Source organism: Pseudogemmobacter sp. TB195 (assembly GCF_058313095.1).
Window position 1 is genome coordinate 213,041 of the sequence record NZ_JBZEGG010000004.1, and the last position, 25,753, is coordinate 238,793.

At 55.9% G+C, this 25,753-nt stretch carries 28 protein-coding genes and 3 pseudogenes; 16 read left to right on the top strand and 15 right to left on the bottom strand.

The features are described from left to right. Positions 1-356: 356 nt before the first annotated feature. Together AC4FS3_RS06710 and AC4FS3_RS06715 are read right to left on the bottom strand one after the other, a co-directional pair. The gene (locus AC4FS3_RS06710) at positions 357-2,357 is read right to left on the bottom strand and encodes a UvrD-helicase domain-containing protein (protein WP_491019869.1); all 2,001 of its coding nucleotides are present in this window, start codon (positions 2,355-2,357) and stop codon (positions 357-359) included. Continuing rightward, positions 2,315-4,486 carry an ATP-dependent nuclease gene (locus AC4FS3_RS06715; RefSeq protein ID WP_491019870.1) on the bottom strand — a complete coding sequence of 724 codons (2,172 nt, stop codon included), beginning with the start codon at positions 4,484-4,486 and terminating at the stop codon, positions 2,315-2,317. Before AC4FS3_RS06715 ends, AC4FS3_RS06710 begins: the two co-directional genes overlap by 43 nt. 464 nt (positions 4,487-4,950) lie before the next feature. Between AC4FS3_RS06715 and AC4FS3_RS06720 the strand changes: the two genes are divergently transcribed. The 4 genes from AC4FS3_RS06720 to AC4FS3_RS06735 all read left to right on the top strand — a co-directional run bounded on the left by AC4FS3_RS06720 (position 4,951) and on the right by AC4FS3_RS06735 (position 6,998). Continuing rightward, a complete protein-coding gene (locus tag AC4FS3_RS06720) occupies positions 4,951-5,865 on the top strand; it encodes an ArdC family protein (RefSeq protein WP_491019871.1) in 915 nt (304 codons plus the stop codon). A 30-nt stretch (positions 5,866-5,895) separates the two neighbouring features. Next, positions 5,896-6,165 (top strand): hypothetical protein, encoded by a 270-nt coding sequence (locus AC4FS3_RS06725; protein WP_491019872.1) that lies wholly within the window; start codon positions 5,896-5,898, stop codon positions 6,163-6,165. 112 nt (positions 6,166-6,277) lie between these two features. After that, positions 6,278-6,673 (top strand): type II toxin-antitoxin system RelE/ParE family toxin, encoded by a 396-nt coding sequence (locus AC4FS3_RS06730; protein ID WP_491019873.1) that lies wholly within the window; start codon positions 6,278-6,280, stop codon positions 6,671-6,673. 1 nt (position 6,674) lies between these two features. After that, positions 6,675-6,998: a helix-turn-helix domain-containing protein gene (locus AC4FS3_RS06735; protein WP_491019874.1), complete on the top strand. Its 324-nt coding sequence runs from the start codon at positions 6,675-6,677 to the stop codon at positions 6,996-6,998. 52 nt (positions 6,999-7,050) lie between these two features. Here the strand turns inward: AC4FS3_RS06735 and AC4FS3_RS06740 are convergent, their stop codons facing one another. From AC4FS3_RS06740 to AC4FS3_RS06755, 4 genes are all read right to left on the bottom strand, one after another. After that, positions 7,051-7,533: a hypothetical protein gene (locus tag AC4FS3_RS06740; protein ID WP_491019875.1), complete on the bottom strand. Its 483-nt coding sequence runs from the start codon at positions 7,531-7,533 to the stop codon at positions 7,051-7,053. Positions 7,534-7,563: 30 nt separating this feature from the next. Next, positions 7,564-7,764, bottom strand: coding sequence for a hypothetical protein (locus AC4FS3_RS06745; RefSeq protein WP_491019876.1), 201 nt, complete (start codon positions 7,762-7,764; stop codon positions 7,564-7,566). 114 nt (positions 7,765-7,878) lie between these two features. Next, positions 7,879-8,259 carry a hypothetical protein gene (locus AC4FS3_RS06750; protein ID WP_491019877.1) on the bottom strand — a complete coding sequence of 127 codons (381 nt, stop codon included), beginning with the start codon at positions 8,257-8,259 and terminating at the stop codon, positions 7,879-7,881. Positions 8,260-8,351: 92 nt separating this feature from the next. After that, the gene (locus tag AC4FS3_RS06755; protein ID WP_491019878.1) at positions 8,352-8,513 is read right to left on the bottom strand and encodes a hypothetical protein; all 162 of its coding nucleotides are present in this window, start codon (positions 8,511-8,513) and stop codon (positions 8,352-8,354) included. Between the two features lie 307 nt (positions 8,514-8,820). Between AC4FS3_RS06755 and AC4FS3_RS06760 the strand changes: the two genes are divergently transcribed. Further along, on the top strand, positions 8,821-9,411 hold the full coding sequence (locus AC4FS3_RS06760) for a tyrosine-type recombinase/integrase (protein WP_491019879.1): 591 nt from the start codon (positions 8,821-8,823) through the stop codon (positions 9,409-9,411). Between the two features lies 1 nt (position 9,412). Here AC4FS3_RS06760 and AC4FS3_RS06765 read toward each other — a convergent pair whose 3' ends face one another. From AC4FS3_RS06765 to AC4FS3_RS06775, 3 genes are read right to left on the bottom strand one after another with little or no spacing between them, the layout of a single operon-like run. Further along, positions 9,413-11,404, bottom strand: coding sequence for a type IV secretory system conjugative DNA transfer family protein (locus tag AC4FS3_RS06765; RefSeq protein ID WP_491019880.1), 1,992 nt, complete (start codon positions 11,402-11,404; stop codon positions 9,413-9,415). 14 nt (positions 11,405-11,418) lie between these two features. After that, positions 11,419-12,714, bottom strand: a complete 1,296-nt coding sequence (locus AC4FS3_RS06770; RefSeq protein WP_491019881.1) for a relaxase/mobilization nuclease domain-containing protein — start codon at positions 12,712-12,714, stop codon at positions 11,419-11,421. After that, a complete protein-coding gene (locus tag AC4FS3_RS06775) occupies positions 12,711-13,154 on the bottom strand; it encodes a hypothetical protein (protein WP_491019882.1) in 444 nt (147 codons plus the stop codon). Before AC4FS3_RS06775 ends, AC4FS3_RS06770 begins: the two co-directional genes overlap by 4 nt. A 223-nt stretch (positions 13,155-13,377) precedes the next feature. On the opposite strand from AC4FS3_RS06775, the gene AC4FS3_RS06780 reads away from it, so the two are divergent. From AC4FS3_RS06780 to AC4FS3_RS06810, 7 genes and pseudogenes are all read left to right on the top strand, one after another. Continuing rightward, positions 13,378-15,000, top strand: a complete 1,623-nt coding sequence (locus AC4FS3_RS06780; protein ID WP_491019883.1) for a site-specific integrase — start codon at positions 13,378-13,380, stop codon at positions 14,998-15,000. Positions 15,001-15,247: 247 nt separating this feature from the next. After that, a pseudogene (locus AC4FS3_RS06785) lies at positions 15,248-16,327 on the top strand (phage portal protein). Further along, the gene (locus AC4FS3_RS06790; RefSeq protein ID WP_491019884.1) at positions 16,320-16,799 is read left to right on the top strand and encodes a gene transfer agent family protein; all 480 of its coding nucleotides are present in this window, start codon (positions 16,320-16,322) and stop codon (positions 16,797-16,799) included. Before AC4FS3_RS06785 ends, AC4FS3_RS06790 begins: the two are co-directional and overlap by 8 nt. Beyond that, the gene (locus AC4FS3_RS06795; protein WP_491019885.1) at positions 16,796-18,307 is read left to right on the top strand and encodes a phage major capsid protein; all 1,512 of its coding nucleotides are present in this window, start codon (positions 16,796-16,798) and stop codon (positions 18,305-18,307) included. The genes AC4FS3_RS06790 and AC4FS3_RS06795 overlap by 4 nt, the downstream gene beginning before the upstream one ends. Positions 18,308-18,312: 5 nt before the next feature. Further along, positions 18,313-18,945, top strand: coding sequence for a hypothetical protein (locus tag AC4FS3_RS06800; protein WP_491019886.1), 633 nt, complete (start codon positions 18,313-18,315; stop codon positions 18,943-18,945). After that, the gene (locus tag AC4FS3_RS06805; RefSeq protein ID WP_491019887.1) at positions 18,942-19,598 is read left to right on the top strand and encodes a tail assembly protein; all 657 of its coding nucleotides are present in this window, start codon (positions 18,942-18,944) and stop codon (positions 19,596-19,598) included. Before AC4FS3_RS06800 ends, AC4FS3_RS06805 begins: the two co-directional genes overlap by 4 nt. A 243-nt stretch (positions 19,599-19,841) precedes the next feature. Continuing rightward, positions 19,842-20,816: a hypothetical protein gene (locus AC4FS3_RS06810; RefSeq protein WP_491019888.1), complete on the top strand. Its 975-nt coding sequence runs from the start codon at positions 19,842-19,844 to the stop codon at positions 20,814-20,816. A gap of 5 nt (positions 20,817-20,821) precedes the next feature. Here the strand turns inward: AC4FS3_RS06810 and AC4FS3_RS06815 are convergent, their stop codons facing one another. Continuing rightward, positions 20,822-22,111 carry a hypothetical protein gene (locus AC4FS3_RS06815; RefSeq protein WP_491019889.1) on the bottom strand — a complete coding sequence of 430 codons (1,290 nt, stop codon included), beginning with the start codon at positions 22,109-22,111 and terminating at the stop codon, positions 20,822-20,824. A 255-nt stretch (positions 22,112-22,366) separates the two neighbouring features. Here AC4FS3_RS06815 and AC4FS3_RS06820 point away from each other — a divergent pair, with 255 nt between their 5' ends. From AC4FS3_RS06820 to AC4FS3_RS06830, 3 genes are read left to right on the top strand one after another with little or no spacing between them, the layout of a single operon-like run. After that, a complete protein-coding gene (locus tag AC4FS3_RS06820; RefSeq protein ID WP_491019890.1) occupies positions 22,367-22,645 on the top strand; it encodes a head-tail connector protein in 279 nt (92 codons plus the stop codon). Position 22,646: 1 nt separating this feature from the next. After that, on the top strand, positions 22,647-23,120 hold the full coding sequence (locus AC4FS3_RS06825; protein ID WP_491019891.1) for an HK97 gp10 family phage protein: 474 nt from the start codon (positions 22,647-22,649) through the stop codon (positions 23,118-23,120). Beyond that, positions 23,117-23,326, top strand: coding sequence for a hypothetical protein (locus tag AC4FS3_RS06830; protein WP_491019892.1), 210 nt, complete (start codon positions 23,117-23,119; stop codon positions 23,324-23,326). The genes AC4FS3_RS06825 and AC4FS3_RS06830 overlap by 4 nt, the downstream gene beginning before the upstream one ends. On the opposite strand, the pseudogene AC4FS3_RS06835 reads toward AC4FS3_RS06830, so the two are convergent. The 5 genes and pseudogenes from AC4FS3_RS06835 to AC4FS3_RS06855 all read right to left on the bottom strand — a co-directional run. After that, positions 23,321-23,446 (bottom strand): annotated as a pseudogene (locus tag AC4FS3_RS06835) (recombinase family protein); the annotation flags it as partial. The gene AC4FS3_RS06830 and the pseudogene AC4FS3_RS06835 sit on opposite strands and share 6 nt — an antisense overlap. A 132-nt stretch (positions 23,447-23,578) precedes the next feature. Continuing rightward, positions 23,579-23,992 (bottom strand): recombinase family protein, encoded by a 414-nt coding sequence (locus tag AC4FS3_RS06840; protein ID WP_491019893.1) that lies wholly within the window; start codon positions 23,990-23,992, stop codon positions 23,579-23,581. A 202-nt stretch (positions 23,993-24,194) separates the two neighbouring features. Further along, complete coding sequence (locus AC4FS3_RS06845) at positions 24,195-24,584, bottom strand: HVO_A0114 family putative DNA-binding protein (protein ID WP_491019894.1); 390 nt, start codon at positions 24,582-24,584, stop codon at positions 24,195-24,197. Next, positions 24,581-24,880 carry a toxin-antitoxin system TumE family protein gene (locus tag AC4FS3_RS06850; RefSeq protein WP_491019895.1) on the bottom strand — a complete coding sequence of 100 codons (300 nt, stop codon included), beginning with the start codon at positions 24,878-24,880 and terminating at the stop codon, positions 24,581-24,583. Before AC4FS3_RS06850 ends, AC4FS3_RS06845 begins: the two co-directional genes overlap by 4 nt. Positions 24,881-24,960: 80 nt before the next feature. Continuing rightward, positions 24,961-25,098 (bottom strand): hypothetical protein, encoded by a 138-nt coding sequence (locus tag AC4FS3_RS06855; RefSeq protein WP_491019896.1) that lies wholly within the window; start codon positions 25,096-25,098, stop codon positions 24,961-24,963. Positions 25,099-25,163: 65 nt separating this feature from the next. On the opposite strand from AC4FS3_RS06855, the pseudogene AC4FS3_RS06860 reads away from it, so the two are divergent. Beyond that, a pseudogene (locus AC4FS3_RS06860) lies at positions 25,164-25,753 on the top strand (transposase); the annotation flags it as partial.

Here is a 25,753-nt window from a genome sequence, read left to right on the forward strand (position 1 = left end):
ACGCCACGGCCTGACTTCGGGCATTGAGCCACTCGGCAGGCTGACAGACCGTATCGTCGGTCAATCACTCGCAAACGTCTGGCCGTTGCAGCACCACTTGGGAGGGAGCCTTCGCGCTCCCCCAAGACCCCCATCGACCAAGAGGCGTTCTTGCCCCTATGGAACCCTGACCAACCCTTCGTGGATTGGATGCCGCCACCGTATCGACGCTGAACCCGATCAGAGGGCTTTCGCTCCCCCTGAGCCCACGAGCAGGGCTTGGAGATATGCTTCTCCACCTGCACCGAACCATGCACAAGCGTTTGACGCCTGAACGCCATTCAGCACCTTCTCCAGCATTTCATCCTGAATTTCCTCTATACAGAAAACCCGTTCTGGGGGTCGACAATAATCACTTCATTTTCTGCAGATAGCTTTCTACCCAGAAGATTGGCTTTGAGTTTAATGGGGTCAGAAGTGTAGATTACATGTGCAAGGCTGCTTTTTGCTCGCGTTGATGTAACATAAAATAGCCGACGTGTACGTTCAAGCCCAGTCTCTTCTCCAGCATCTTGTTTCTTCCGGCTCGCCGCAGAGAGATCCTTTACGCCGAAATATTGCTCATATGAAAACAAGAATCCCCCAGCTTCCTCATCATCCATGATAACCATAACGCGATTAAATTCGTTCCCCTTCACACCTTGATGTGTCCGAAAACGCGAATTTTCTTTGATATAGCTTTGATAAAGCCCAGCTTGAGAGAACTCGATTTCCAATGCGTCCGCCCACGCAGCGATTTCGCTGTCATCGGTCGACTCCTCAGTTTCATCCAGCTTTTCCTGAAAGTCATTCTCGATCACACTTACTTTCGATTCAGGGGCATCGTCGGAAGAGGTTGGCAAAAACGCCCTAAGCTTTGGCGGGATTTTTAGTAGATTGTGCTCACTAATAATTTCCAAAACCGCGCGAAAACTCGCTTGTGGTTCTGAGACGACTTTATTAAATGCTTGTTCCGCAGCCCGTGCGGCGGCAAGAGGATCATCCTTGCTGGCTTCAAAAACTGACATCTCTAAAAGAGGGGATTTGTGCTCCCTCAAAATGGACATCAGTTCAGCTCGACGCTTAGATATGCTAGCTTCAGCCATAGGGAAAACAATGCTTGAGAAGAAATTTAACTCAGAATTTTCCCCGCTGGAAATTTGATCTTTTATTACTTCTGATTGCGACAGCTTAGCCCAGAGCTCTGAAAACCCCAAGCGCGGCCCTGCCATTTTATGCTCCAATAGTAGAATTGCAGTATCCTTGTCATCCACAGCATTCCATCCGGAGTCGCCAGAAATTACAGCCATTCTCTCTCGAATTTTACTCTCGATTGAATCTTTATTGATGACGCCGTAGGGCAGTAGAAAGAAGCGGACAACTCCATTCACCGCTCCCTCTCGGGCAAATTGAGTACGCTTATCATCCTCACTACGAATTTGGTTTCCTAATCCCACAATTCTTCGCGCGGATCGGTGATTCATCTCTTTATCAAGATTGATCCAACCTGATGGCTTGCCCTTGCCAAGATCGGGCTCGCCGCCACCAAAAATTCTCTGCATCGTGTCGCCCATGAGGCCTATAACAACACGGTCAGGTTTGGAAGATTTCAGCGAAAAAAATGCATTCATAACTTTTTGGTTAGTATCCTGGCTCTCATCGATGAATATGAATGGAAATTTATTCACTATGATCTCTGCCATCATGGGTTTATGTGTCAAGAAATCTGAGAAAATATTCAAAACATCTGTATGTGACAGTGAGTTCTGCGATGAATTAACGCCGTTGGGATCATAAACAAACGAGCGCGGACAATTCAGCCACTCCATTTTAGCCTTAAGTCGAGCGATAGCTCTCTTCCGCGCATCTGATGCTTTCCCTGGACGCCCGGTTTTTTCTTTCTCCTCATGATCGGCAATATCATCAGGGATCTTACTCAAGAACCACTTTCTAATGTCTTCGTTGAATCCCGAAATGGATGCCCAGCAGAAACTATGAATTGTTGAGACTGCAAAGATTGAACTCTGCTCTATTCTGTCCTGTATTTCCTCTGCGGCATTGTTTGTAAATGTGACTACCGCAATTTGCCTTCCGTCTTTAGAAAAATCAGAACGATGCTCTGCCTTCAGGAAATCCAGTGCTTTTTTTAGAGAGTAGGTTTTGCCCGATCCCGCACCAGCAAACGTGATGAAGCTCTTGCCTGAGCCGGGGCTAAGGCAGTCTCTAATGCGTTCATCGACTTTACCGTCATGGTCAATGCGCCTAGTTTCGGCCAAAAATACATCTTGCGGCATAGTCATGGCTCCTGCGTTTTTATCGAGAGATTTTTTTCCAACCATTTGAGGCCATCACTCATATACTCTGGGGGCTCAAATCTCAGAGCACTCTCATCAGAAAGATGCAATAGGCAACCAAAGGCAAATTCACCCTTGTTCAATCCTTTAACGTACTCATAGAGTGATTCCGACAGGGGCTTCTTGCCATTATTAGCGTCTGCCTTAGCTTCATTGAGAAATTCAATGCTTTGGAATTTGGGGTGGTCAATATTCGCCAAAATCAGAGCATCTTCAAAGGTTCTTGATAAAACTTCCTGCCCTAGAACGTGTGTTGATTTTTGATAGGCCACATATATAGACGCATCTTGGCATGTCGAGGAGTGACTTTCCTTTGGCAGCCCCAATAACTCATCCAATGTCGTTTTTTTAGGATGCCACATCTTCAAGGTGTCATTGTTGCTTTTTTGACCTGACCCAACCTTAGGAACGCATGATTTCCCTTCACTGTCCACAGAGTCCAGATCTGTGAGGATCAAGGTTGTAACACCAAGCTTCTCAACCAGCTCTCTGTACTTATGAGTATGTGCACCACTCACTTCCAACATAGAAATATATCTACTCGACAGATCGGGAAATTTAGTTGAAATAAATTCAGGCACTAGAAGTCTCTCAGCTTGGCCTTCTACGAAAATGATGCCATCGGCAAAAAAAATGTCGCAGTGTGTGAGTTTAAGATGCTTTCTTACAAACTGAAGCTCCTTCTTGGGGGTGGCAAAAAGTTCTGACATATTCGCGATTGATGTGTGATCCATGGCAATATCTGCGCTCGCTACATTTCGCCTAAAGTATCGCAGATCTTTAAAATCTACATTATCAATAATGTGACTTGAGTGGGTGCTAATCACCAATTGCGTTTGGTATTCAGGTTTGTCTTGCTTGCTTTCTTTATCACGCAGTCGTGAATGATTTCTCAGCGTATCATAAGCTTTTGAGATAAACACCCTTTGAACTTGAGCATGCAAATTCACTTCCGGTTCTTCGAGGAGGACCAAGTGAATAGGTTCAATTTGCTCCTCAACGCCTTCTGTAGCGAGAGACGCTTTCCCAACACGCATCCAACTGTCACGGAACCCTAAGAGTCGAAAAGTCAGGTAGATAAGATTTTGATATCCAAGTCCCAAATAGCTTTCAGGAAGAAACTCATCTTCATTTTTGTCAAAACGGTACCTCACAGATGATGATTTTCTCAGCGCATCAGTGCCGCTTATTTTTGCAGCAATTTCGACGGATGGATTTCCACCAATGCCTGGGTATCCCATAATCCTCAGCTCATCGAAGGGATTTTTGAACTGCTCGTTTAGCCTGTCTGTAAAGCCATTCTCCAAAACCTGTTGCTGTCCCAATACCTTAATATCGCCTTCCTCAGGGTGGTCATCGGGATTCAGAATTCGCTCGTAGTAATCACGGAGCAGCTTATTCAGCCTTTGCTTCTCGGAATATGGGCCTCTTTGATCCTCGCCATCTTCTGAACCCAAACCCCTTTGTTCGGAAATCACATCTACCCGAACCAATTTCCTCAATGCGTCTGATTTTAAAGGCTGCAGCACATCATTCTCTTTAGGATCGGCTGACTTGCTTAATATGTAGTGATTTTGCCGAATGTAAGAGCTAAAATTGTTACCCTTCTCTAAAAAGTCGCAAAGATCTTTTGGCCACAAGCTTACAGCGCCGCTGTGTTTTGACACAACGTTTCTCGCATCAACAAAATCACGAAGTAGCTTAGCTATATCTTTTGGTTCATAGGATAGCCTAACCCTTAATATCCCCCCGCTCCATTCCAAATCAGGAAGAATATCCCGAACCTTGTATGCTTCGATTGCATTTGCGTCGATTGCTACATCCAATGTGGGCATTAGACTAGCCAACTTGAAAAGAATTTCCTCCAATTTTTCACTTGAAGGAAAGTCGATTTCAACCTCCTGACCAAGAGACTGAATCTCTTTCCAATTTCGTTTTGATATATCTCGGATTCTAAGATTATCGGGGCTTTTTAAGAACGTATGGAGCGCACCTATGCATGAAGTTTTGCCGCTATTATTTGCCCCGACCAACACGGTTTTCCTGTCGCCAAGAACTAAACTAACATCGGCTAGCCTTCTGTACCCCTTCAAATTAAACGAAGAAATTCTCATATCCAACCCTCCAGAAAGCAATATGCTTGCTCATATTACCGGGGTTCATCATATATGCAATAATATTAGAGTATGACTGCGCATAGCAGGCACGTCCATCTGCTGCAGTTGTTGCCGCAAGCACTGTGCTCTCAGAAGTTCAAGCCGAACATAATCAGAACGTATGAAATGTTTGGGTTTAGCACCCTAACGAGCCGAGCTTTCCTTTAGAAACCTGACAGTGCTGGGAGGCTGAACGCCCTTTTTTAGGAAGGGGCCTTGCCCCCAACCGTCAAGACCAAGCCCTGCGCCTTTGGCGCGTGGGCGTATCCGGCGGTATCCCCACCCTTCCTTGTCTTCGCCTGCGTGCAGGGCGGGTGATCCCCCTCCACCGGATACGGTCTGGACGGTTTTCCCCCGCTCATTGGCGCGGGCCTAGTCCCGTTTGCATGCGCAAACGACATCTAGAAAAGGAAGAACGCCCAATGAAAACCGATGTTTACCAAAAAGTCACCGACAAGATTGTGGCTGATCTTGAGCAAGGCCAGCTTACTTGGATCAAGCCTTGGAGCAATGGCAACCTTGAAGGGCGGATCACTCGCCCCTTGCGGCACAACGGCACTCCATACAACGGGATCAATGTTTTGATGCTCTGGGCAGCATCGGTGGAAGCGGGCTTTATCGCCCCGCACTGGATGACCTTCCAGCAGGCCAAGGAACTTGGCGGGCATGTGCGCAAGGGAGAGCGCGGCTCGCTGGTGGTTTATGCCAACACCATCACCAAGACCGAGGAAGGCGAGAACGGGCAGGACGAAGAACGCAGCATCCCGTTTATGAAGGGCTACACCGTATTCAACGTCGAGCAGATCGAGGGCTTGCCAGACCAATACCGCGCACCCCCGCCCGCTGTGATTGATATGTTGCCGCGCATCGCCCATGCGGAGGCATTCTTTGCCGCGACAGGCGCAGCCCTTCGCCACGGCGGCAACCGTGCCTACTACAGCGGCGGCACTGACCATGTGCAGATGCCAGCGTTCGAGGCGTTCAGCAGCCCAGCATCCTACTATGCTACGCTGGCGCACGAGCTGACCCACTGGACGAAACACCCCGCGCGGCTGGATCGGGATTTTGGCCGGAAGAAATGGGGGGATGAAGGCTATGCCCGCGAAGAACTGGTGGCCGAGCTGGGCGCGGCGTTCCTTTGCGCTGATCTGGCCTTGAGGCCGGAGCCGAGCGCCGACCATGCCGCCTATATTCAAAGCTGGCTTACCGTCTTGAAGGACGACAGACGCGCCATCTTCACCGCAGCCGCACACGCCCAACGTGCCGCCGACTATCTGCACAACCTGCAAGCCCAAACCGTTCAACCCAACCCCTTACAGGAAGGACGCGCCGCGTAAGCGGCGTGTTCCCCAAGGCAGGCCGAGCAGATGGAAACACACAACATCACGTGGCGCGGCATCGCGCTACGCATCGACTTTACACCGGAGGCATTCGGGCTGGTTGACCACATAGAGTTGCACAGCACAGGCAAGGCCGCGCTGCCCGTGACAGAAACGGGCTACCGTTCGCACTTTATCGCCGCTGGCACTGTGGCCGCACATGGCGGGGCGGTGGCCTTCGTCACCGCATGGCTTGACCACGAGGCCGACCGCACTGGATGGTGCAAACCCGCCGCGCAGCAGCTATCTTTGTTCTAGGATCATGCGCAACCGCCTCAGTAGGCGGCTGCAAGGCTTCTTGCCCACCCTCCACGCCCTGGGCGTTTACCTGCGGCAAACTTGACTTTTATACCAAGTCTGATATATTTTGATGATGAAGCGCACGCGGCACGAAGAAACACCGATACACTGGGTAGGGTCGAGCAAAGACGATTTGCTCGCTTTTCCCGAAGCGGTCATAGACGACATTGGGTATGCTCTTGGTGTTGCACAGTTAGGTGGCAAACACCCTGATGCCAAGCACTGGAAGGGCGAAGGCCCCGGCGTTCTTGAGATTGTCGAACGCTATGATGGTGATGCGTACCGCGCCATCTACACGGTACGCTTCGAGGGCGCGATTTACGTCCTGCACGCTTTTCAAAAGAAATCCCCTAAAGGGATCAAGACTGACAAGCGGGATCAGGACTTGGTGCATGAGCGACTGAAACGTGCTCAAGCGCATTACGACGAAATGACAAAGAACCACCCCACCGGAAAGGGGGCGTAACATGAGTGATGAAATCAAAACTGGCACTGGGAATGTGTTTGCCGATCTGGGAAAACCAGATGCCGTCGAACGCAAGACAAAAACACGACTAGCGATGGCGATAAACGAACTCATTGCAGATCGTAAGCTCAAGCAAGCTGAAAGTGCCGAAATCCTCGGCATTCCGCAGCCTCGCGTTTCTGCTCTGTCACGCTACAAACTGAATGAATTTTCAGTGGAGCGCCTGATGGAACTTCTGACGCGTTTGGATCAGGACGTTGAAATCATGATCCGCCCGAGAATGGCGCGGGGCGCAGGAGCTGTTTCTGTTCTTACTGTCAGATAAGAAAACAGGCGCGGAAAAATCCCGCGCCTGTCTTGTTTTCAGTATATTTCAATCATTGCCCACATTGGCGGCGAATTCGGGAAATTGCATCCGCAGAGCCATTCAGGCCGTAGGTACGAGAGCTTGCTTTCATCTTCGCCGTTGCGGCACCCTCAATGGTTAGGACACTACCAGACGACATTGCAGAAATCAGCGCCTCCGATACACCATCCTGCCCATCCGCACGTGTGAATAGTCTGGCATAATCGGAACCGCCATCGAGTGCGACCACAGGGAAGGTCTGCTGGCCGACAACAAGGCTCACATCACCATTCCCCTGCCAGCCAGCAAGGCCAGACAGAAAATACAGGTCAAAATACAGGCCCATGCGATCACAACCGATTGCAATGCTCGTGGCCTTGTTTTCGCTGTAAGTATAGACCTTCTTGTCACTGCTATCGCCCGCATATGCCCACGCATCGGCCATGGACGGCGAAGCAAGAGCCATGCTTACCACGATACCCGCAAGCGTCGATGTGACATTCAGTGTTTTCATGTATTTACTCCATCAGATCATTGGCAGCGATCAGTCATTCCGGCGATACCACCGCTTCGGCAGTGGAATGAAATATATTCCAATACCGATCAAGATGATGGTTATGCCAACCGCAACGTTCGCCGTCATGCCGACCAGACCAAACATCCCGACCGCAGCGCCGACTTTGGCCAATGCATGGCTGCTGCGATAATTAGCCCCACACCCTTTGCAGATAGTGAACCCGCTCATCACTTCCGTTCCACAAAACCCACAGAGCATTCCATCTTGTGACATATCTCACCTGATTTGTAGTTGAATTTGAAAGTCAGACAGAGTGATTATCTATCTGATTGCCCGCCTTACTCACTGTGGTGGGGGCGGAGGCAGAAGATTTTCAACACCTTCATCTAAGAAATTGTAAGGCTTTCCGGATAGCATTTCGGGATCAAAATCATCCCCAAACCGCTCCTTAAGCTCCGCAATATCTGCATCCAAATCGGCGATGAAGGCCTCCCTGTCCGTCATAGGGCGCTCGCTGTCAGAGGCACCCACAAGCACCGCGCGTCCCGCACACATTGCCAAGGTAAGTGCGACTAGAATAAGCAGGGCTACGAGCTTAAACTTCACCCGTCCCATTTCAAGCCAGAATCCGGTGCTTGCAGCGGATGGCCTTTTACGGGAAGCAATTTGCGCACGATAGGCCTCCTCAGCCTCAATGCGCTTTTTATCCTCCGTACTCAGCATAATGTCCTCGCAGTATATTTTCTGTGTCGCCGGAATCCGTAATGCCGGACTGGATGCTTTCCAGCCCGGCAAGAAGCATCATCTGCTGAACGTCAGCGGCTCTTTTGGTCTTGTTCGCGGCGCAGGCGCTCAAGCTCGTTGTTGTAGGTCTGCACCATGTGATGATTGGCCTGATAGCTTTGCAAATTCTGCATTTGCGGCGTTTGCTCGAACTGGTTCTGCGCCTGCTTACGCAGGTAGTCGTCATTGGACATGATCGCGCCTTTCTGTATTGGCAGCCAAAACAGGGAAGTCCGACCCAGCAAAAATTCAGCCCCTGAATTGAGGTGAATAAATGCCGGAGATACCACCGTGTAAGGCGCTGAACAGAATTACACATTCTGTTCAGTCGTCCACAAAAGGGCTAGTTTTGCTTGATTCTGGGCAATCCCAATGTTAAGTGGCGTAGGTGATACCACCGAGAAAGCCTTGCGGTTCCATGGCCTTCACGGTGACTGAACAGAATGTGTAATTCTGTCGTGTCCTCCCTTCTCGGCAACCCTCGTGCCGATAAGGGAAAACATGGAAAATCTACACCTTACACGCCCCGCCAGCCTCTACACCCGTGACGGTCGGCGCAAGTATCTGACCGCGCAGGAGCGCGGGCGCTTCATCGTGACCGCAGGCAAGCACCCACGCGCCGAAGTGGCCGCACTGTGCCTTGTGTTGGCCTTCACTGGTTGCCGCATCTCGGAAGCGCTTGCGCTGACAGTGGGCAACATCAATGCCGAGGACGGCATCATAGCCGTGTGCAGCCTCAAAAAACGCGGAGCGCTCGTCGTGCGGGAGATCCCCATGCCCGATCAAATCATCCGGCGGCTGGATGCCCTGGGCGGCGGGCATGACAGCCCACATGATACCCCATTGTGGCCGCTATCGCGCAGCCGCGCTTGGTGGTTGGTGAAGGCCGTCATGAGCGAAGCCAAGATCAGCACAGGCCCGCACGCAACGCCAAAAGGTTTGCGCCATGCTTTCGGCGTTCACGCAATCCGTTCAGGCATACCTATTACGCTTGTGCAGCGCTGGCTGGGTCATGCAAGCCTGTCCACCACGGCCATCTATACCCATGTGCTGGGGCAGGAAGAACGCGAGATTGCCAGCCGTATGTGGTGAGCTAAAAACCGACCGCAAGCGCATAGACTGCAACTGCGCTGCCTACCGCCAGCACCTTCAACGCTGTGACCATGGCGGAGTACAAAGCTGCCTGTATCAAGCCGTTGCTGGCGGCGGGTGTCGGCGCCGTATCCACGCTGATCGTTTGCGGCAAGGTGGCGCTTGTCGCCTTTTGGGTTGGTTGCCTCACGGCAGGCGGTGGTGAAAATATGTGTTTGAAAAAGATCGCCATGTCGCGCTGCGCAAGCTGCGCGCGCGTGGGCGGCGGAGGATGATCGCGGTGCGGATCGAACTTTTCAGAAAGCACCGGATCAGCGAAATACAGGGTGCGCTTAAGGGCGATAGGTTGCAGGCCAGAGATCAGCGCCAGCATGGCGGGGGTCTGGCGGCTACCGAACAACCGCCCTACTTCGTCCGGTGTCAGCAAGGGGCGTTTGTGAAACGTTTCGCTTGCGCCCTCGGTTTTACCCTCGGTGGTGCCTTGGGTCGTGCTGTGACTCTCACCCCGTGACCAGCCTTCGCTTTTGCTGCGGGAGTCCCCCATCGTGAAACTGCCATTCTGCCCGAATGAGACAGAGCTGGAAGCACCCGTTGTACGATTGCCCGAATATCCCTGCTGGCTGCCATGGCTGGTACTTTGGCTGCGGCCTTCGCTGTGGCTATAGCTTTGCGCCCAGCGGCGCAGTTCCATGTCGCCCATCATCTTGGAAATATATTCCCGCGTGAAATTGTCATCGTTCCCGAAGAACAGTTTCACCCCCGCATTCGCCACCATGGTTTCCCAATTGTCTTTGTACACGTCCTTGAGTTGCGCCATGGTCTGCGCCACGAACATCATCTTTACGCCATAGCCCGCAATCTGGGCTGCCGCGTTCTCGATCACCTTCATACGCCCAAGCGCCGGAAACTCATCCAGCACCATCAGCATGGGGTGCTTTGGCGGCACACGCACACGGGCGCGTTCCATCTCGCCTAGGATCAGCGTGGTCATCATGCGCAGCCAACGATAATGGCTGCCCATAAAGCGCTGCGGCAAGCACAGATACAGGCTGGTAGGCGCGGCTTTCAGATCGGATAGCTGGAAGGTCGAGCTATCAAGGCAGGAGCGCAGTGCAGGGCTATCCAGAAAATCCGTGTTCGTTCGCGCCACTTGCAGCGCCGACATGAGGGTGCGCGGCGAGGTATCCAGCAATTCTTGCAGCATTGCCCCATGTTTGGCGACCACGCCGCCAAACGCCCCGTTGAATTTCATGCGGGAAAATAACAGGTCGATACCGCTGGGCGGTGTTTCGACACCGTTACGCTCAAGCATCCGGCGCATCTCATCATCGCCAGCCAGCAAAGCGTGGCGCAAAGTCAGCAGATTGCGTTGATGATCGGGATAGTTCCGGTCACTGGCAACGTGCAGGATCAGCGCCTTGATGATGCCCTTGGCTGTATCATCAAAGAAGGAATCCCCGCTGCCTTCGCTTACGATCAGGGCATCTGCAATTCTGGCAGCATCATCAACCGCTTCACGCTTGCGCGTCAGGATCACATCCAGCGGATTGAACGCTGCCCGCATATCCGCAAAATCATCCTCACCCCGCACCACTTCCCCAAAGGGATCAAGGATCAGCACACGCTGCCCCAAGCCCGCGCTATAGGCAGACCCCGCCCCACGTCTTCGGGCGGTGACAATCGCGTTTTCGCCCTTGGGGTCGATCACGACCACCGACCCCGGCCACAGGCACAAATTCGGCACGATCACGGATGCGCCTTTGCCCATGCGTGTGCCGCTCACCAGCAGCACATGGCGGTCGTCACGATATCCGGCAGGTTCGCCCGCAAGATCACGCGATAACCACAGATCGCCCGTGCGAAATCGGAAAGTACTCGCGGCATCAAAATTGTGCCACGCCGCCGTGCCGAGCGGGATATGCGCAGCGTCAGCTTTTGCGACAGCACCCGCGCCGCCTGTGCTGGTGGGCAGATTGATAAGGCCATTGGTCATGGTGTTCTCCCGTCTTAAAGGTCGAGATCAAAGCCGCGTTGTTTGGAAAGCCTGCTACGGGACGCATCAGGGGCGGGTTTCGCATCCAGCCCCATTGCCCGTGTCAGGCGCAGCATCTGGCCGATCTTGGCGGCCAGTTGCATGCGCTCTTGGCGTTGCTGGGTTTTGAGATCGGCGTAGCGCTTATGCAGTGCGACCACGTCAGTTGCCTGTGCCTGATGCAAAGCGTCCCGTTGATTGCGATCACGCTGATGGGCGGCAAGGGCTTCGCGGCCATTCTGCGCCCGCATCCGCGCGGCCCTCCCAGTGATGAAATCAACCACGCCTTTCAGGCCAGAACGCAGGCGCTCGGCACGCTCTTTGGCTTCCGCTTGCCAGCGTTGCGCTTGGCCGCGTTCCAGCCGTGCCCGCTCCGTGCGGTGATCGCGCACCAACTTAGCGCGTTCATCCTCAATCGGTTGAAGGGCGCGGCGCTGTTCTTCGCGTGAGGCTTTCAGGTGTTCTTTCAAGCCCGAAGAGAGCTTGGCTTGGGTTTGGGCTTTGGTGTCTTCCACACTTGGCAGGGCATCAGGGCTGCCAAGGCGGGCGGTTACATCCTTGGTTTTCACCCCCGTCATGCGGGCGACCGAATACACCTCGCCATGAATATCAACCGCAACAAAGCCGCGCCGATCACCCCGCGCCAGAAAATACCCACTGTCTTCAAGGGCTGCCCTAAAGCTTTGCTGATTGTCCGATCCCGCCCAAGCCTGCTGGAATACTTGCTTGATCTCGCGCGGATCGAGGTCGATCCGCTGGGCTTGCTGCCATTCGGCAAGGGTGAAGTTGAGCGGGTTTTTCCAGCCGTTTTCGCGGTAGCCTTCCGGCAGCTTCCAGCCATGTTCAAGGTACAGGTCTTTGGACAGGGAATTGAGCGCGGTTTTGAAGAACGGCAGATTCACCGCCTTCATGCTCTCGGCATCAATACGCGACCACACCACATGGGCGTGTCTGCGGCCTTTCTTTTCATGGATCACCACCACGCGGGGATGGCTGACCAGGCCGAGCTTGCGCTCAGCTTGGTCAGCTGCCGCCATGAAGTCATCAAGGCTGGCGTTCCCATCCTTGGGTGGGTTCAGGCTTAGAGAAAACAGGAACTGTTTGCACCGCGTCCCCAGAGAAATCGCATGGGCTTCCTCAAACGCCCCGTGCAGGTCGCGGGCGGTAAAGCCCCGCAATTCCTGCACCGTGACATGATCGTTATCGCGGTCATTGAGCAGGTGGCGGGCAAGATTACCCGCACCGCCACGCTGGGAGCCAACGAGGATCATGGCTGCGCCTCCTGATCCTGTGCCACATTGGCAAACACGTCAGACAGATCGGCGGGCAGTGCCATCGGGCGTTCAGGGCGCTTGCCCAGAGCCGTGAGCAGGCAAAAATGCATGGCGGCGACCGTGTTGAACGCTTCATGCAATTGCTGCACTGTCTGGTCATCAACATACAGGCTGCCGCTATGCGCTGCCTGTGCCAGCCGTTCGAGCGAGGAAGCGAGCTGGCTTTTGCCCAGAACCGCTAACACCCGTGCCAATATGGCATGGTCGGCTTGTGTGCGGCTATCCCGCTGGCGTGGGGCTTCCCCCCGCAGCAGAACGGCCTTCATGTAGCTGGAAAGGGGCTGGTTGCCCGCCTGCCGCGCGAGTTGTGCCCGTTCCTCCGCAGACAGCCGGATAGAGAGCGGCGGCAGACGCTTTGTGGTCTGTGCCCCCCTCATGGCCGTGGCCCTTTCGGAGCCGCAGCCATCTTGCGGAGTTGAGCATCCCAATCGCTAAGTATCTGAAAAAGCTCGTCAGCGTCGGTGTGTGATAGGTTTAGATTCCTACCGCCACTCTCCGCCATTAAGCCCTTATAGCGTTGAATTTACTCAGACCCCTTGTTCTACAAGGGCTTCCGCTACAAACCTTGCTACAAAATTTGCTACAAGCAGGGTCGCGAGGATGAAGCATTTACAGCATGTCCGGGGAAAGTGGGTGGTCCGTGTCACCGTTCCCGAGGAGCTGCGCGAGATCGTCGGTAAACGCGAGCTGGTTGACTATGAGCTGCCGTCAGACGCGAAGGCGCGCGAGCGTAAGGCTGTCGCGGTAATCAACAGCTTCTATGCGACGATCGACGAAGCTCGCGAGGTTTTGGCTTCGCGCCGTCCTACCCTCTCGACCGCCGCAAAGGCTCATTTCCGCGCTGAGCTAACTGCTGACGATCAGGCTCGTGCGGTGCGCGATTCCACGACAGCCGACTTCGAGGCTTTCTCGCGCCCGATCTACGCGAACAAGCTCCGGCTTCTGGTGGCCGATCGAGTAGAGAAAGACGAGGCTGAGGCACCTATCGGGTATGCTGCTGACGTTCTGAAAGCGCGCGGGCTGGCTCCTGACATGCCCAGGGCTGAGCTGTTGCGCTCGCTGGCCGAAGTGCAGCTCGAAGCGTTGAACGCCTTCAATGAGCGTGACGAAGGCAAAATCAAAGTTAGCGCGCCAAGCCTGCCCATCCTGACCGAACCCGATCCCGAGCCGGTTGCCATGCCGACCAGAACCCGTGGCGCTGAAACAACCCTCTCGGACGTTCTGACAGCGTTCCACAAGGAACGCACAGCCGGTCGAGAAACCCTTGCCCAAAAGACGATGGACGAACATCGCACTGCAATTCGCATGTTCGAGGAGTTTCTCGGGAAGCCCATCCCGGCCAAATCAATCACACAGGATAATGTTCTTGATTACAAAGCGGCCCTGCTGGAAACCCCGACTCGCTATCGTCTTCGCTTTCCCGGCCTGACGCTTCCACAAGCTATCAAAGCCAACGCAAAACGCTCAGAGCCTTATGAGACCCTCGATCCGCAAACGATCAACATGAAGTGGCTCTCGCACCTCTCAACCATCATGGAGTGGGGCGCTGTCAATCGGAAGCTTCTACTCAACCCGGCAAAGGGAGTGCGCGTTTCCACTGGAAGCGACACTCACAAAGAGGCAACCAGACTACCCTTCACTTCTGGCGAGTTGAGCAAAATATTCGGCAACGAGATATTCGCCGACCCGAAGCAATACGAAACCCGACAGTGGGCGCTTTTGCTCGCTCTGCATACCGGCGCGCGCTCGTCGTCAGAGATTGCCCGCCTGACCCTCGCTGACATCTACGAGGAGCAAGGTGTCTGGGTATTCAATTTATCAAAGGCTTCGAAGAATCGGCGCAGTAAGAGGCTTGTTCCAATCCACGACGACTTGAAGACCCTGGGCCTCTTCGACCATGTTTCAAAGCTGCGCTCTGCTGGCGCGGATCGCCTCTTCCCAGACTGGGAACCAGAGGACAAGGTGAACCGCTGGTTTCTTCGCACCTACCTGCCGAAGCTCAAGATCGACGCGAAGGAGAAAGTCTTTCACAGTTTCCGGCACAACCTCAAAACTGAGCTGGTAAAGACTGGATGCCCCAAAGACGTTCACGACATGATTACGGGTCACGGCGATCAAACAGAAGCGGCAACTTACACTCACGATTCCCCGATCAAGCGCATGTCGCGAGCGCTCAATAAAGCCAAGTTCAACTTACCGATCCGCGCGCTGAATATGCGATAAATTCATATAAAACCAAAAGAACATGAATTTCACTCATGTTTGCTCTTGGCGGTGATTCGCGGGAGTGCTAAACTCGTGTCAAGTGCAAAGGTAACGAGTTTAGTGGTTTTCTATGTCTGTGAGTGCTGCGCTTCGGCGCGTTGTAACGAGTGTTAAGTCGGCGGTGGGCATCACGTCCGCCGCCTCTTTCCCCGTCTTCGGGATCACCTCCTCCTCGACCGGCCAGCTTGTCACCCGCGAAAGCGCCATGCGCGTCCCGGCAGTCTCTCGTGCGGTCTCGCTGATCGCCGAAGGGGTCGGCTCGCTGCCGGTGAAGCTCTTCGATCGTCAGACCAAACAGGCCGAAAAGGATCACCGGCTTTATGGTCTGGTGCATGACATGGCGAATCCCTGGACCTCTGCCGAGGATCTGAGGATCGAGGTCACGACTGACGCGCTCCTCTCTGGTCATGGTTTCGCGCTGGTGGTGCGCAACAGCACCGGCGAGCCGATCGAGCTGCACCGTCTCGACCCCGGCCAGGTGCGGATCGAGACCGCCGACGATGGCGAGCCGACCTATATCGTGCGCTACACCCACGGCGAGCGCCGTCACCCCTTTACCGACATCCTGCACGTCAAAGCCTTTGGCGGCGTCTCTCCGGTGCATCTGGGCCGCGAGGCGATCGGTCTGTCGCTGGCGCTCGAAGCGCATGTCTCGAAGCTCTTCGCCAATGGTGCGCGCCCCTCTGGCATCCTCAAGACCGAAAGGAAGCTGGGCGACGCGGCGAAGCTCAAGCTCACCGAAAGCTGAAAAGCCGCTCACGGTGCTGGCCGCTCCGGTGGGACCGCGCTCCTCGACGAGGGCATGAGCTACGAGCGGATCACCGAAACGCTGACAGACGCGCAATTCATGGAAAACCGGCAAGAACAGGTGCGCGAGATCGCGCGCGTCTTCCGCGTCCCGCCGCCGATGCTCTTCGAGCTGTCGCGCGCAACCTGGTCAAACAGCGAGGAAATGGGTCGCCAGTTCCTGACCTTCACCCTCAAGCCCTGGCTGGCGGTATGGTCTGCTGCCTATGCGCGCTGCCTGCTGACCCAGGATGAGCGGCGCGACTTCTACTTCGAGTTTATCACCGCCGACCTGCTGACCGCGACCGAAAAGGATCGCGCCGAGGCTCTGACGAAATACCGCTCCGGCGGCATCATGACCGCCAATGAAGCGCGGGCTGCGATCAACCTCGCGCCCCGTCCTGACGGTGACAACCTCGACAACCCCTTCACCTCGACCGGCGCGACCCCGACCTCGACGGCGACCCCGGCCAATCAGGACACCGCCCCAGATGAATGATGCAATCACCCATACCGCTTTCTTCGGCGACCGCGAGCGCAGCTTCGCCATGACCGACCCCATGCTCGCAGAGCTGGAACGGATCACCGGCTCGGGGATTGGCGCGCTCTGGCTGCAACTGATCGGCCAGACCTATCCGCTCTCGACCCTGCACGGGATAATCCGTCTGGGTCTGATCGGCGCTGGCACCGCCCCTGTCGAGGCTGCGCGCCTGGTCGAGACCTACGCCCATAACCGCCCGCTGGCCGAGACCTTCCCGCTCGCCTTCGAGATCGTCAACGCCCGCTGGGTCGGCAAAGCCGAGCAGACAAAATTGGAAAGCGGCCCTATCGACCTTCGCGGCTTGGCGCGTTCAATCGCGCAATGCGAACCGGATGAGCAAACGGCTGATCTGGTGGCGGGGGCTAAGAACCTTGTCGCCAAACTGGAAGGTCTGGAAGCCAGCGCCGCCATCCTGCCGGTGGCTGCATGACCGATAGGCTCGAAGTCAAAGCGGCGCTGACCGTCACCGATACCGGCGAGATCAGCGGTCTGGCCTGGCCGTTCGGCTCTGCTGATCGTGTCGGTGATCTGATCGAGAAAGGCGCGTTTACCGGCTCGCGGACCCTGTCCATGCTCTTTGCGCATGACCAGGCTCAGGTTGTCGGCGTCTGGGATCAGATCGAAGAGACCGCCGAAGGGCTGATCGTGAAAGGCCGTCTCCTCGTCGAGGAGGTCGAGCGCGCCCGCGAGGTCCGCGCGATGGTCAAGGCTGGTGCTGTCACCGGCCTGTCGATCGGTTTCGTCACCAAAAAAGCGCAGCCGCTTGGCCGTGGTCGCAGGATCACGGCGCTTGAGCTGCACGAAGTTTCGATCGTCGCGGTGCCTGCGCACCCCGGCGCGAAGATCACCTCCGTTAAGTCTGTAACAAGTGGAGTTCCCGAAGTGGACAACGAAGAGACCCAGATCCCGGCCAACGCGCCGCAGATCGACACCAAAGCCTTCAACGACATGAAAGCCCGCCTCGACGCGATCGAAGCCAAGGGCAACCGCCCCGGCGTGATCGCGCAAAAGTCGCCGATCATGGCTGGCGACGAGGTGAAGAGTTTCAATATCGACCTCAAGCGCCAGATGCTCGATCAGAAGGCTCTGACCATCAGCGCCCCCGGCACTGGCGAAAACCTCGTCACCGATACCTTCCTCGCGAGGATCCTCGAAAAGATCGGCAAGACCAACCCGATCCGTCAGCTCGCGAGCAAGGTGCAGTTCGATACCGGCCTCCTCAAGATTCCGCGCCTTGTTACCGGCGTTGTGCCTGGTTCTGTTACTGAGACCGGCACCAAGCCCGAAAGCACTCCGACTTTCGAGCAAATCAGCATCGAGCCTTACGCTATGGGCGCTCAGGTGTTGGTTTCGCGCTCGCTGCTCGAAGACAGCGCTCTGAACCTCGTCGGCTGGCTTACCGACCATATGGCAAACCGCTTCGGCGAGCTGGAATCCTCGTGGTTCATCACCGGCAATGGCACGACCCAAGCCGAGGGTATTCTGACTTCGGACGTAGTGCAGGAGATCGAAGCCGCAGCCGTCACGATCACTGTCGATGACCTCCTCGATCTGCTGTATTCGGTGAAAGCAAGCTATCAGCACAATGGCTCGTGGATCTTCAACCGCAAGACCGCGCGCCTGATCCGTGGTCTGAAAGATGCTGACGGCAACCTCGTCTGGGAACGCAGCATCCAGAATGGCGAGCCTTCGCTGATCCTGGGCCAGCCAGTATATATCGCCGACGACATGCCTGATCCGGTCGCTGGCGCGTCCCCGATCGTCTTTGGTGATTTCAATCGCGGCTACCTCATCACCGACCGGATCGCCTTCGAGCCGAGCGTCGATTACTCCACGTTCTCCGAGAATGATCTTGTGCAGTTCGTCGGTCGCCGCCGTGTCGGTGGCAAGGTCATCATGGGCGAGGCACTGACCAAGCTGAAACTGAAAGCGGCCTGATCGCCATGACCTCGACCGCCCGCAAGGATGAAGCAACGATCCATCACGGCAATCTCGTGGTGGTTCTCAAGCCGACCTTGCGGGCGGCTCTGGCTCTGGTCGATCGCGCCGAGGGCTGGCAACCGCTCTTTCGTCGCGTAGATCAGTTCGACACCGCCACGATCTGCGAGATTATCCGGGTCTGTGCGCTCGACAGGAGCGCCGCTGAGAGTCTAATCGCGTCTTTCGGCACCTTGCATATGTCCAGGGTGAAAGCGCTCGTCTCCGGGCCTCTGTGCGAGCTGCTGGCGCTCTTCCTGACCTGCTTTGACGACGAAAACGAAGACAGCGCCGATCATGGCACCGCCAGCACCTCGACCCCGCTCGCCTGGCCTATCGTTTATCGCCAGCTCTTCGAGATCGGCACCGGCTGGATCGGCTGGACTCCCGCCGAGACCTGGGCCTCGACACCCGCAGAGATCAATCTCGCCGTGCGCGGTCATGTCAAAAAGCTCAATGCTCTTCACGGTATCCCATCCGACAAAACCCAGGGGCCAGAGGTATATTCAGAGGAAAGACTTCGTCAGATCGAAAAACAGGACTTTGACCCTGCCTTCGATCGTGAAGCGCTCCGGGCATTGAAAGCGAAACACCAATGAGAACGATTCATCTTTACGGCAATCTGGGGAAAGAGTTCGGTCATAAGATCAGGCTCGCAGTCGATACGGTGAAAGAGGCGATCGACGCCCTGCAAGCCAATTTTCCGGCTTTCTTTAATCGTATCCGTAACGGTCATTTCCGTGTCGTCGCGGGTAAGACGCAAAAGAACGGCATGGAATTAGACGAGGCGATACTTCCCGGCTTCAAGCTGGGCAATCAGAATCTTCATATCGTTCCGGTCATCAAAGGCTCCAAGCGGGGCGGCATTGGCAAGATCGTCGCCGGTATCGCGCTGATCGGTCTTTCCGCCTTCGGTGGCGCAGCACTCGCAGCACCTCTTTTCGCTGGTGGCACTATGAGCGCTGGCTCGATCGCGGGCGCGCTTGGCACGAGCATGTTGCTGACCGGCGTTGCCTCGCTTCTCGCGCCTGAGCTGAAATCCGAAGAGACCGAGAAATCCTTCACCATGACCGGCCCGCAGGTAACGACCCGCGAGGGCGGTATCATTCCGATCGTCTATGGCGAGGTTATCACCGGCGGCACCATGATCAATGGCGCTCTCAATATCCAGCACCGAGAGGATAGCGCCAGCAATGGCGGTAATACCTTGTTCGATAAGTTCCAGGGCAAGTCTCAGACCGCTGGGGCCTGACCGTGCCTCGCCCGCCCCATATATGCACCTGTGGCCGTGTTGTGCCTCATGGTGAGCGCTGTAGCTGTCAGATCGCCAGCACCCGCGCCAGAAACCGCCGCCACGACGCTAACCGACCGTCAGCTCGTGCGTGTGGCTATACCTCAGAATGGCAGAAGGCGCGCGCCGAGTTCCTCGCAGCTTATCCGGTCTGTGCCTGCTGTGGTGCGCCTGCGAGCGTGGTCGATCATATCAGGGCGCATCGTGGCGATCCCGCGATCTTCTGGGATCGCTTCAACTGGCAACCCCTTTGCCAGCCTTGCCACAACCGGCACAAACAGCGTGAGGGGCGCGCTGCAAGTGTTTGACCGTGTTCGATCTTCTGACCATCGTCAAAACCTCTGGCAGGAAGTTCTCCTCGTCACGATCGAGGACGCGCTTCTCGGGCCTATGTTGGCGAGCAACGTCACCCAAAAGCGCCTGATCTGCCAGCAAGCCCGCGATTATCTTACGACCCCGAACAAAGACCTTTCCACGGTTTGCGCTTTCGCGGGCGTCGATCTCGAGGCCGTTATCTACCGGATGAAAAGGCAGATCGCAGATGCACCCTCGATCGACGAGCTGATCGGTCAGAGGAGAAAGTCGCGAGCTACCTTCAACAAGAGGGACATTCCCGATCGCCATAACAGCGGGCCAGCGAGCTACACCTTCAACGGCGAGACCCTGACCGCGAGCCAATGGTCGCTAAAAACTGGTATCCCTGCCTCGACCATATCCAGCCGTATTTCTTCCGGCTGGGCGGTCTCTGACGCGCTGACGCTCTCTGTCACAGAAGGAAAGCGCCGCTCTCGCAGCGCCTCAAGGAAGCGATCGAGGCGCTCGACCGGGATCAGGAATTACACCCATGACGGAAAGACCATGACGATCAAGGAATGGGGCGAGTTCCTGGGGATCAATCCTTACACGCTGGATTCCCGACTCAAAGCTGGCTGGTCTATGGAAGAGACCTTCGGGACTTCACGCGAGGAAGGTCGCGCTCGTATCGGTCGAGCTGCTGCCGCTCGCGAGCGTGGCCGTCTGCCCCGACTCTTCACCCATCAGGGCCAGTCCCTGACCATCCGGCAATGGGCCGAACAGACAGAGATCAAGAAACAGACGATCGAGAAGCGGCTCAGGACGGGCAATTCGATCGAGGAGGCGCTCAGCGCTGGAGATATGCGCCGATCCGAATCGGCGTAAAGAAATCACTTTGGTTTTATCTTCGCCAGCTTGTCCAACAGGCCGATTGCGCGATCCAAATCACCAATCGCTGCATTGTCAAAAACCACCTGATCCTGCCGAATATCTTCCGGCCCGAATATCCGCGCGCTCAACGCTTTTTTCAACTCACGCTTATCACCATCACCCAGGCTCTCAATGAATGGGTCAAAGGCTTTAACTTGCAAAAAGAAAGCGCGCGTCCTTCGCTCATTAAGCCTGTGAAGCGCTGCTTGTTTTGAGGCATATACCGCAAATGAGATCATCAACAGCGTTAGCGAGATTGATTTTCCAAGTTGAAGCCAAAAGTCTCGATCAGAGACCGGGATTGGCTTCATGCAGAAAATACCATAGAGAATCCAACCGATGGCTGCCAAAACGCTTAAAACCGTTACCCCGCGCCAAATCTGGGCGGACAATTGTTCTCTATCCGCAATTTTCTTGTGACCGCCAGTTACACTATCGACAGCGACGAGACCATAAAGGTCAAGGATTTCTTTATGTTTTTTCTCAGAATCGGATATGATGCCTCCCAAAGTAGCACTAACACTCTCATGTTTGCTCTTGGCAACCTCCTCTTGACTACTAAAGAACTCCTTTAGTTCCTGACTCGATTTTGCCTTAATAGAGGAAACTGAATCTGCCAGTTCTGTTTTGTTTGTCGTCAGAGCGGCGGAGAAGGCGACTTTTTGGTCTGCAAGCGCAGTTGCTGTAGAGGATTGCCAATCATTCATTTGCTGCGAGAAGGTCTCGCTCGTCGATCTTGCATTTGCTTCTAGCTCCTTGATAGCAGCTTCGGATGATTCGATACTCGCACTTCCGTTATGAATCATTTGAGAAAATGCTTGGCGCTGAATTTCCAATTCATACGCGAAGCGCTCCAAGGAATCCGTAGCTGCCTTTTGGTCAGCCTTTGCGACGCCAATCTTAATCGAACTCGCACGAAGCTGAGCGATGTAGCTCAATACAGGATTCAGCCCTGTATTGAGGTCTCTGAACACCTCGTTCTCGCGACCACGTGAGATATTCTGAACGGATTGGATTACGCCATGGCTTTGAAGCAGGCTCTGTATTTGATCAAGTATGTCGAAGGGTGTTATGTCAGGGTCGAGGCTAGAGATCGTATCCCGAAGCAGATAGATCACCTTTGCGAATCTAACGCGTTCAACTTCGTTCGTGGGCTCAGATAATATCTCACCCTTTTCAAGGAAGTCGATAAGCTGTTTCACTGACGTATTGAGTGGGTGCTTCGTAAGTTCGTCTTGCCAGCGCTGCATGTCAAATTCGCTTAGATGGATTTTCAGCACCATCACCCGGATAATAGCGCCACAGCAACAGGAATCATCACCTACGGTTGCCTGATGCTATGGGGCGGGGTGGTTTCAGACTTTCCAGCGATCTGAGGGACCGGCGGGGGGAGGTCCGCACAAGAGCGCACGAATATAAGTTTTTCAGCAATCTCATGTTCATATACGAACCAACAAGTGCTACATTAATGCACAATGTGCGTTTGTGCGTAGTGAGTGCCTCTTATGTCTGTGACCGTTCCCGAGCTGAAAGCGCAGCTCAATATCGACCATGACCTCGACGACCTGATCCTCGCTCAAAAGATCGAGGCTGCGACCGCCTTCGCTTCGAGCTACATCGGTGGCGAGATCCCCGACCCAATGCCTGCCGCGATCCGGCAAGCGATCCTGATGCTGGCCGCTTCGTGGTATGCGAACCGCGAGGCGATCAGCTTCGGTAATCCGCAGCTCATGCCCTATGGCTTCTCTGACCTCCTGCAAGCGCACCGCGCCTGGGTGGTGTGACATGGCCGACGACCTCCTCGCTCAGTCTGCCAAGCTCGCGAAACGCCTCGCTCAGATCCCGCATGACATGGTGGTCGAGCTTCGTCCCGCGCTGGTGCAATGCGCTGACGACCTCGCAGACACGGCCCGCACCCTCGCACCTGAGGAAGACGGCGACCTCAAGGCGTCGATCGCTGTCACCCCTCCGGGCGGGATCACCCCGGCCTATGCCGCTGGCGGTGGTCGCCGTCAGGCTGCTGAAAACCAGGCGCTGGTGACGGTCGGCAACCCGCAGGTGCGTCACGCGCATCTGGTCGAGTTCGGGACCGCACCGCATGACAACGGCGGTATGTTCGCAGGCACGAAGCACCGTGGCACCGACCTGCAGCCGTTCCTCTTGCCTGCTGAGCGGCTGACCCGTGACCGCAATCGTCGCTGGATCGGTCGCGCTATCAGCCGCGCGGTGCGCAACGCTGGCGAAGGTGGTGCAGCATGATCGACCCCTCGCTCGCTTTCCAGACCGCGATCCGCGCCTCTCTGGTGGCCTCTCCGGCTGTCGTGGCGCTGGTCCCGGCTGACCATATCCGCGCTGGTGCAACCCGTCCCGAGCGCCTGCCGTCGATCATCCTCTCTGACCCTCAAGCGGAGTTCCTGGGCTGTGCTTCTGGCTCGCAGCGCCTTGCCCGTGTCACGCTGAACTAGGACGACGCGATCAGTCTGAAGGCTCTTGTGCTCACCGCGCTTCAGTTCGGTTTTCACTTCGCCCCGCTCATTGAGCAGGGCGCGACGCAACCCGAAGCCCGCCGGGCCGCCCTGACGATATGCGTCACCACCATGCGGTCGAGCTTACGGTGAAGCTGGCCAATGCCCCAACGCCCGCCGTTGCGGGTGAACATGCGGTGCCTGTTCAGGTGGTTGACGATGTTCTTGACGCCCATGGGGCCGGACGTGCTTTCACCTTCCGATGCAAAGGCGGAAAATCAGCCGCACGGTGTCAGCATGGAGTGGGTCGATCTCCAGCTTCTTCTTCATCTTTGCGCCGCGCTGCTCCGCATCGACGACGCGGTAGCCGATGGGCGGCAGGGAGCCGTTCCAGAAGCCTTGCCGCGCGTTCTCCTTCAGCGCCCGAATGACGTGATTGCCGTTCTCCTTCGACTGGTATTCGTCGAACAGCGCCATGATCTGCCGCATCATGACGTGCATGGGATCGTCGCCCATTTCCTGCGTGATCGAGACCAGCTTGACGCGGTTCTTGGCGAGCTTGCGGACGTTGAACTCCAGCTCGAAGTGATCGCGAAAGAGCCGGCTGAACCAATGGACCACGACAATATCGAAGGGCGCGGGCTTGGACGTGCCGGCCTCTATCATCCGTTGGAACTCGGGGCGGCGGTCATTGGTGGCCGAAGCGCCGGCTTACACGAAGGTTTCGACAAGCTGGTAGCCACGCGAGGCGCGATAGGCTTCGCCCTGCTTGCGCTGGTCGGGGATCGACACGTCATGCTCGGCCGCCTCGTCGTAGAAACGCGCAGGTAGAGCGCGGCGCGCAGCGCGACATGGGGACTTTGCATATTCATAGCGCGCTTCCTTTCGCGGCCCGGCGTTCGATCAGCGGCAGTTCCAGCGCCACGCGATGATGCAGCACTTTGGGAACGAGCTTCTGGCCCTCGCCGGGGTCCATGCGGACAAGGCCGTAGTTCGCCATTGTCTTGAGGGTTCGGGAGAGGCTGGGCTTTGACCGCCCCGTGATCCGCGACAGTTCCTCCAGCGAGCCGGGCGACTGCTCGTCGATGACGCGCAGCAACTCGCGGTTCCCACTGGACAGGATTTGAGCAAAGGATTCGGTGGACGTGAACCACACCTTAGGGTCGCCGGGCGCGGGCTTTTCCTCGCCCTTGGCGATCCGCATGGTGCGAGCCTTCATTTCCTCGTAGTCGGCAATCCCGACTTTCAATGTGGTCATGTTACGCCTCGCTCCTTCAACACCGCATCCACCGCCTGCCAGAAGTCGGCCAGCAGCGTGGCCGCGTCCTCATAGGCGTAAGACTTCACGGTCTGGAGGCGGTGCCGATGGTCCATCGGCGCGTCGCGCCTGCCCCGGCCGACCGGATGGGCATTGTCGAAGCCGACCAGCCGTTCGCCCGAAGGCCCGTGAAGCGTGAGCGAGTAATCGAGGCCGTGCGGCTTCTCCGGCGATGCCGGAACGCGGGTGATGACGAACTTCACCCAATGACCGCCCTCGGGATCGACAACGAGCACCTGTCCGTTGAGGTCCAGAAGCGTGTCAAGGCTCGGGTCACGATCCTCGCTCAGAACTTACTGTTACCATCTGCTGTTAATTACGACAAGCCCTGATTGTCGGGATCGTCTATTGGGCCGAACAGCCGGCCGAGCACCTCGCCGAAATACCGCTCGAAGATTTGCAGTTCTTCCTCGGTGATCGGCACCCTCTCGGGCCAGTCGGCGAAGACAGGCAACGTGGACCTGCACCGGTTTCGTTCCGGTTTTTTGAGAGCGATACTCGCCATCAAGGAGACCGGCTATGGCAGCGAGACACAGCGACGAGTTCAAGCGGGATGCGGTGCGCATCCCGCTCATCAGTGGTCTGACACGGCGTCAGGTTGCGTCTGATTTGGGGATTGGGCTTTCGACGCTCGGCAAATGGGTTCGGGCTGTTTCCGAAGACGCCAGGGTGCCTGCGCAGGACGCCGATCTGCTTCGAGAGAACGAACGACTTCGCAAAGAGAACCGTATCCTCAGGGAGGAGAGGGAAGTGCTAAAAAAAGCGGCGATGTTCTTCGCGGCTCAAAAGCCGTGAGGTTTCAGTACATTGCCTCGTATCATGGCAGGCTTACCCGCAGCCATCTGTGTCGCCTGATGGGTGTTTCAGAACGCGGGCTCCCTGCCTGGAGGCACCGGCCCCCGTCGCATCGCCAACGGCGCGACATGGTGCTCCTGGCGCATATCCGTGATCAGCATCGGTTGAGCCTTGGCAGCTACGGCAGGCCACGCATGACTGAAGAGCTGAACGAACCGGGATTAGCATCGGCCAGCGTCGAGCAGGGCGCCTGATGCGCCAGAACGGTATCCGGGTCATCCGCAGCCGGAAGTTCAAACGCACGACCGACAGTG

Excerpts from the sequence above, each read along its gene's own strand:
- AC4FS3_RS06710 (WP_491019869.1), bottom strand. The coding sequence starts at position 2,357 with ATGGTTGGAAAAAAATCTCTCGATAAAAACGCAGGAGCCATGACTATG.
- AC4FS3_RS06715 (WP_491019870.1), bottom strand. The coding sequence starts at position 4,486 with ATGAGAATTTCTTCGTTTAATTTGAAGGGGTACAGAAGGCTAGCCGAT.
- AC4FS3_RS06720 (WP_491019871.1), top strand. The coding sequence starts at position 4,951 with ATGAAAACCGATGTTTACCAAAAAGTCACCGACAAGATTGTGGCTGAT.
- AC4FS3_RS06725 (WP_491019872.1), top strand. The coding sequence starts at position 5,896 with ATGGAAACACACAACATCACGTGGCGCGGCATCGCGCTACGCATCGAC.
- AC4FS3_RS06730 (WP_491019873.1), top strand. The coding sequence starts at position 6,278 with ATGATGAAGCGCACGCGGCACGAAGAAACACCGATACACTGGGTAGGG.
- AC4FS3_RS06735 (WP_491019874.1), top strand. The coding sequence starts at position 6,675 with ATGAGTGATGAAATCAAAACTGGCACTGGGAATGTGTTTGCCGATCTG.
- AC4FS3_RS06740 (WP_491019875.1), bottom strand. The coding sequence starts at position 7,533 with ATGAAAACACTGAATGTCACATCGACGCTTGCGGGTATCGTGGTAAGC.
- AC4FS3_RS06745 (WP_491019876.1), bottom strand. The coding sequence starts at position 7,764 with ATGAGCGGGTTCACTATCTGCAAAGGGTGTGGGGCTAATTATCGCAGC.
- AC4FS3_RS06750 (WP_491019877.1), bottom strand. The coding sequence starts at position 8,259 with ATGCTGAGTACGGAGGATAAAAAGCGCATTGAGGCTGAGGAGGCCTAT.
- AC4FS3_RS06755 (WP_491019878.1), bottom strand. The coding sequence starts at position 8,513 with ATGTCCAATGACGACTACCTGCGTAAGCAGGCGCAGAACCAGTTCGAG.
- AC4FS3_RS06760 (WP_491019879.1), top strand. The coding sequence starts at position 8,821 with ATGGAAAATCTACACCTTACACGCCCCGCCAGCCTCTACACCCGTGAC.
- AC4FS3_RS06765 (WP_491019880.1), bottom strand. The coding sequence starts at position 11,404 with ATGACCAATGGCCTTATCAATCTGCCCACCAGCACAGGCGGCGCGGGT.
- AC4FS3_RS06770 (WP_491019881.1), bottom strand. The coding sequence starts at position 12,714 with ATGATCCTCGTTGGCTCCCAGCGTGGCGGTGCGGGTAATCTTGCCCGC.
- AC4FS3_RS06775 (WP_491019882.1), bottom strand. The coding sequence starts at position 13,154 with ATGAGGGGGGCACAGACCACAAAGCGTCTGCCGCCGCTCTCTATCCGG.
- AC4FS3_RS06780 (WP_491019883.1), top strand. The coding sequence starts at position 13,378 with ATGAAGCATTTACAGCATGTCCGGGGAAAGTGGGTGGTCCGTGTCACC.
- AC4FS3_RS06790 (WP_491019884.1), top strand. The coding sequence starts at position 16,320 with ATGAATGATGCAATCACCCATACCGCTTTCTTCGGCGACCGCGAGCGC.
- AC4FS3_RS06795 (WP_491019885.1), top strand. The coding sequence starts at position 16,796 with ATGACCGATAGGCTCGAAGTCAAAGCGGCGCTGACCGTCACCGATACC.
- AC4FS3_RS06800 (WP_491019886.1), top strand. The coding sequence starts at position 18,313 with ATGACCTCGACCGCCCGCAAGGATGAAGCAACGATCCATCACGGCAAT.
- AC4FS3_RS06805 (WP_491019887.1), top strand. The coding sequence starts at position 18,942 with ATGAGAACGATTCATCTTTACGGCAATCTGGGGAAAGAGTTCGGTCAT.
- AC4FS3_RS06815 (WP_491019889.1), bottom strand. The coding sequence starts at position 22,111 with ATGCAGCGCTGGCAAGACGAACTTACGAAGCACCCACTCAATACGTCA.
- AC4FS3_RS06820 (WP_491019890.1), top strand. The coding sequence starts at position 22,367 with ATGTCTGTGACCGTTCCCGAGCTGAAAGCGCAGCTCAATATCGACCAT.
- AC4FS3_RS06825 (WP_491019891.1), top strand. The coding sequence starts at position 22,647 with ATGGCCGACGACCTCCTCGCTCAGTCTGCCAAGCTCGCGAAACGCCTC.
- AC4FS3_RS06830 (WP_491019892.1), top strand. The coding sequence starts at position 23,117 with ATGATCGACCCCTCGCTCGCTTTCCAGACCGCGATCCGCGCCTCTCTG.
- AC4FS3_RS06840 (WP_491019893.1), bottom strand. The coding sequence starts at position 23,992 with ATGATAGAGGCCGGCACGTCCAAGCCCGCGCCCTTCGATATTGTCGTG.
- AC4FS3_RS06845 (WP_491019894.1), bottom strand. The coding sequence starts at position 24,584 with ATGACCACATTGAAAGTCGGGATTGCCGACTACGAGGAAATGAAGGCT.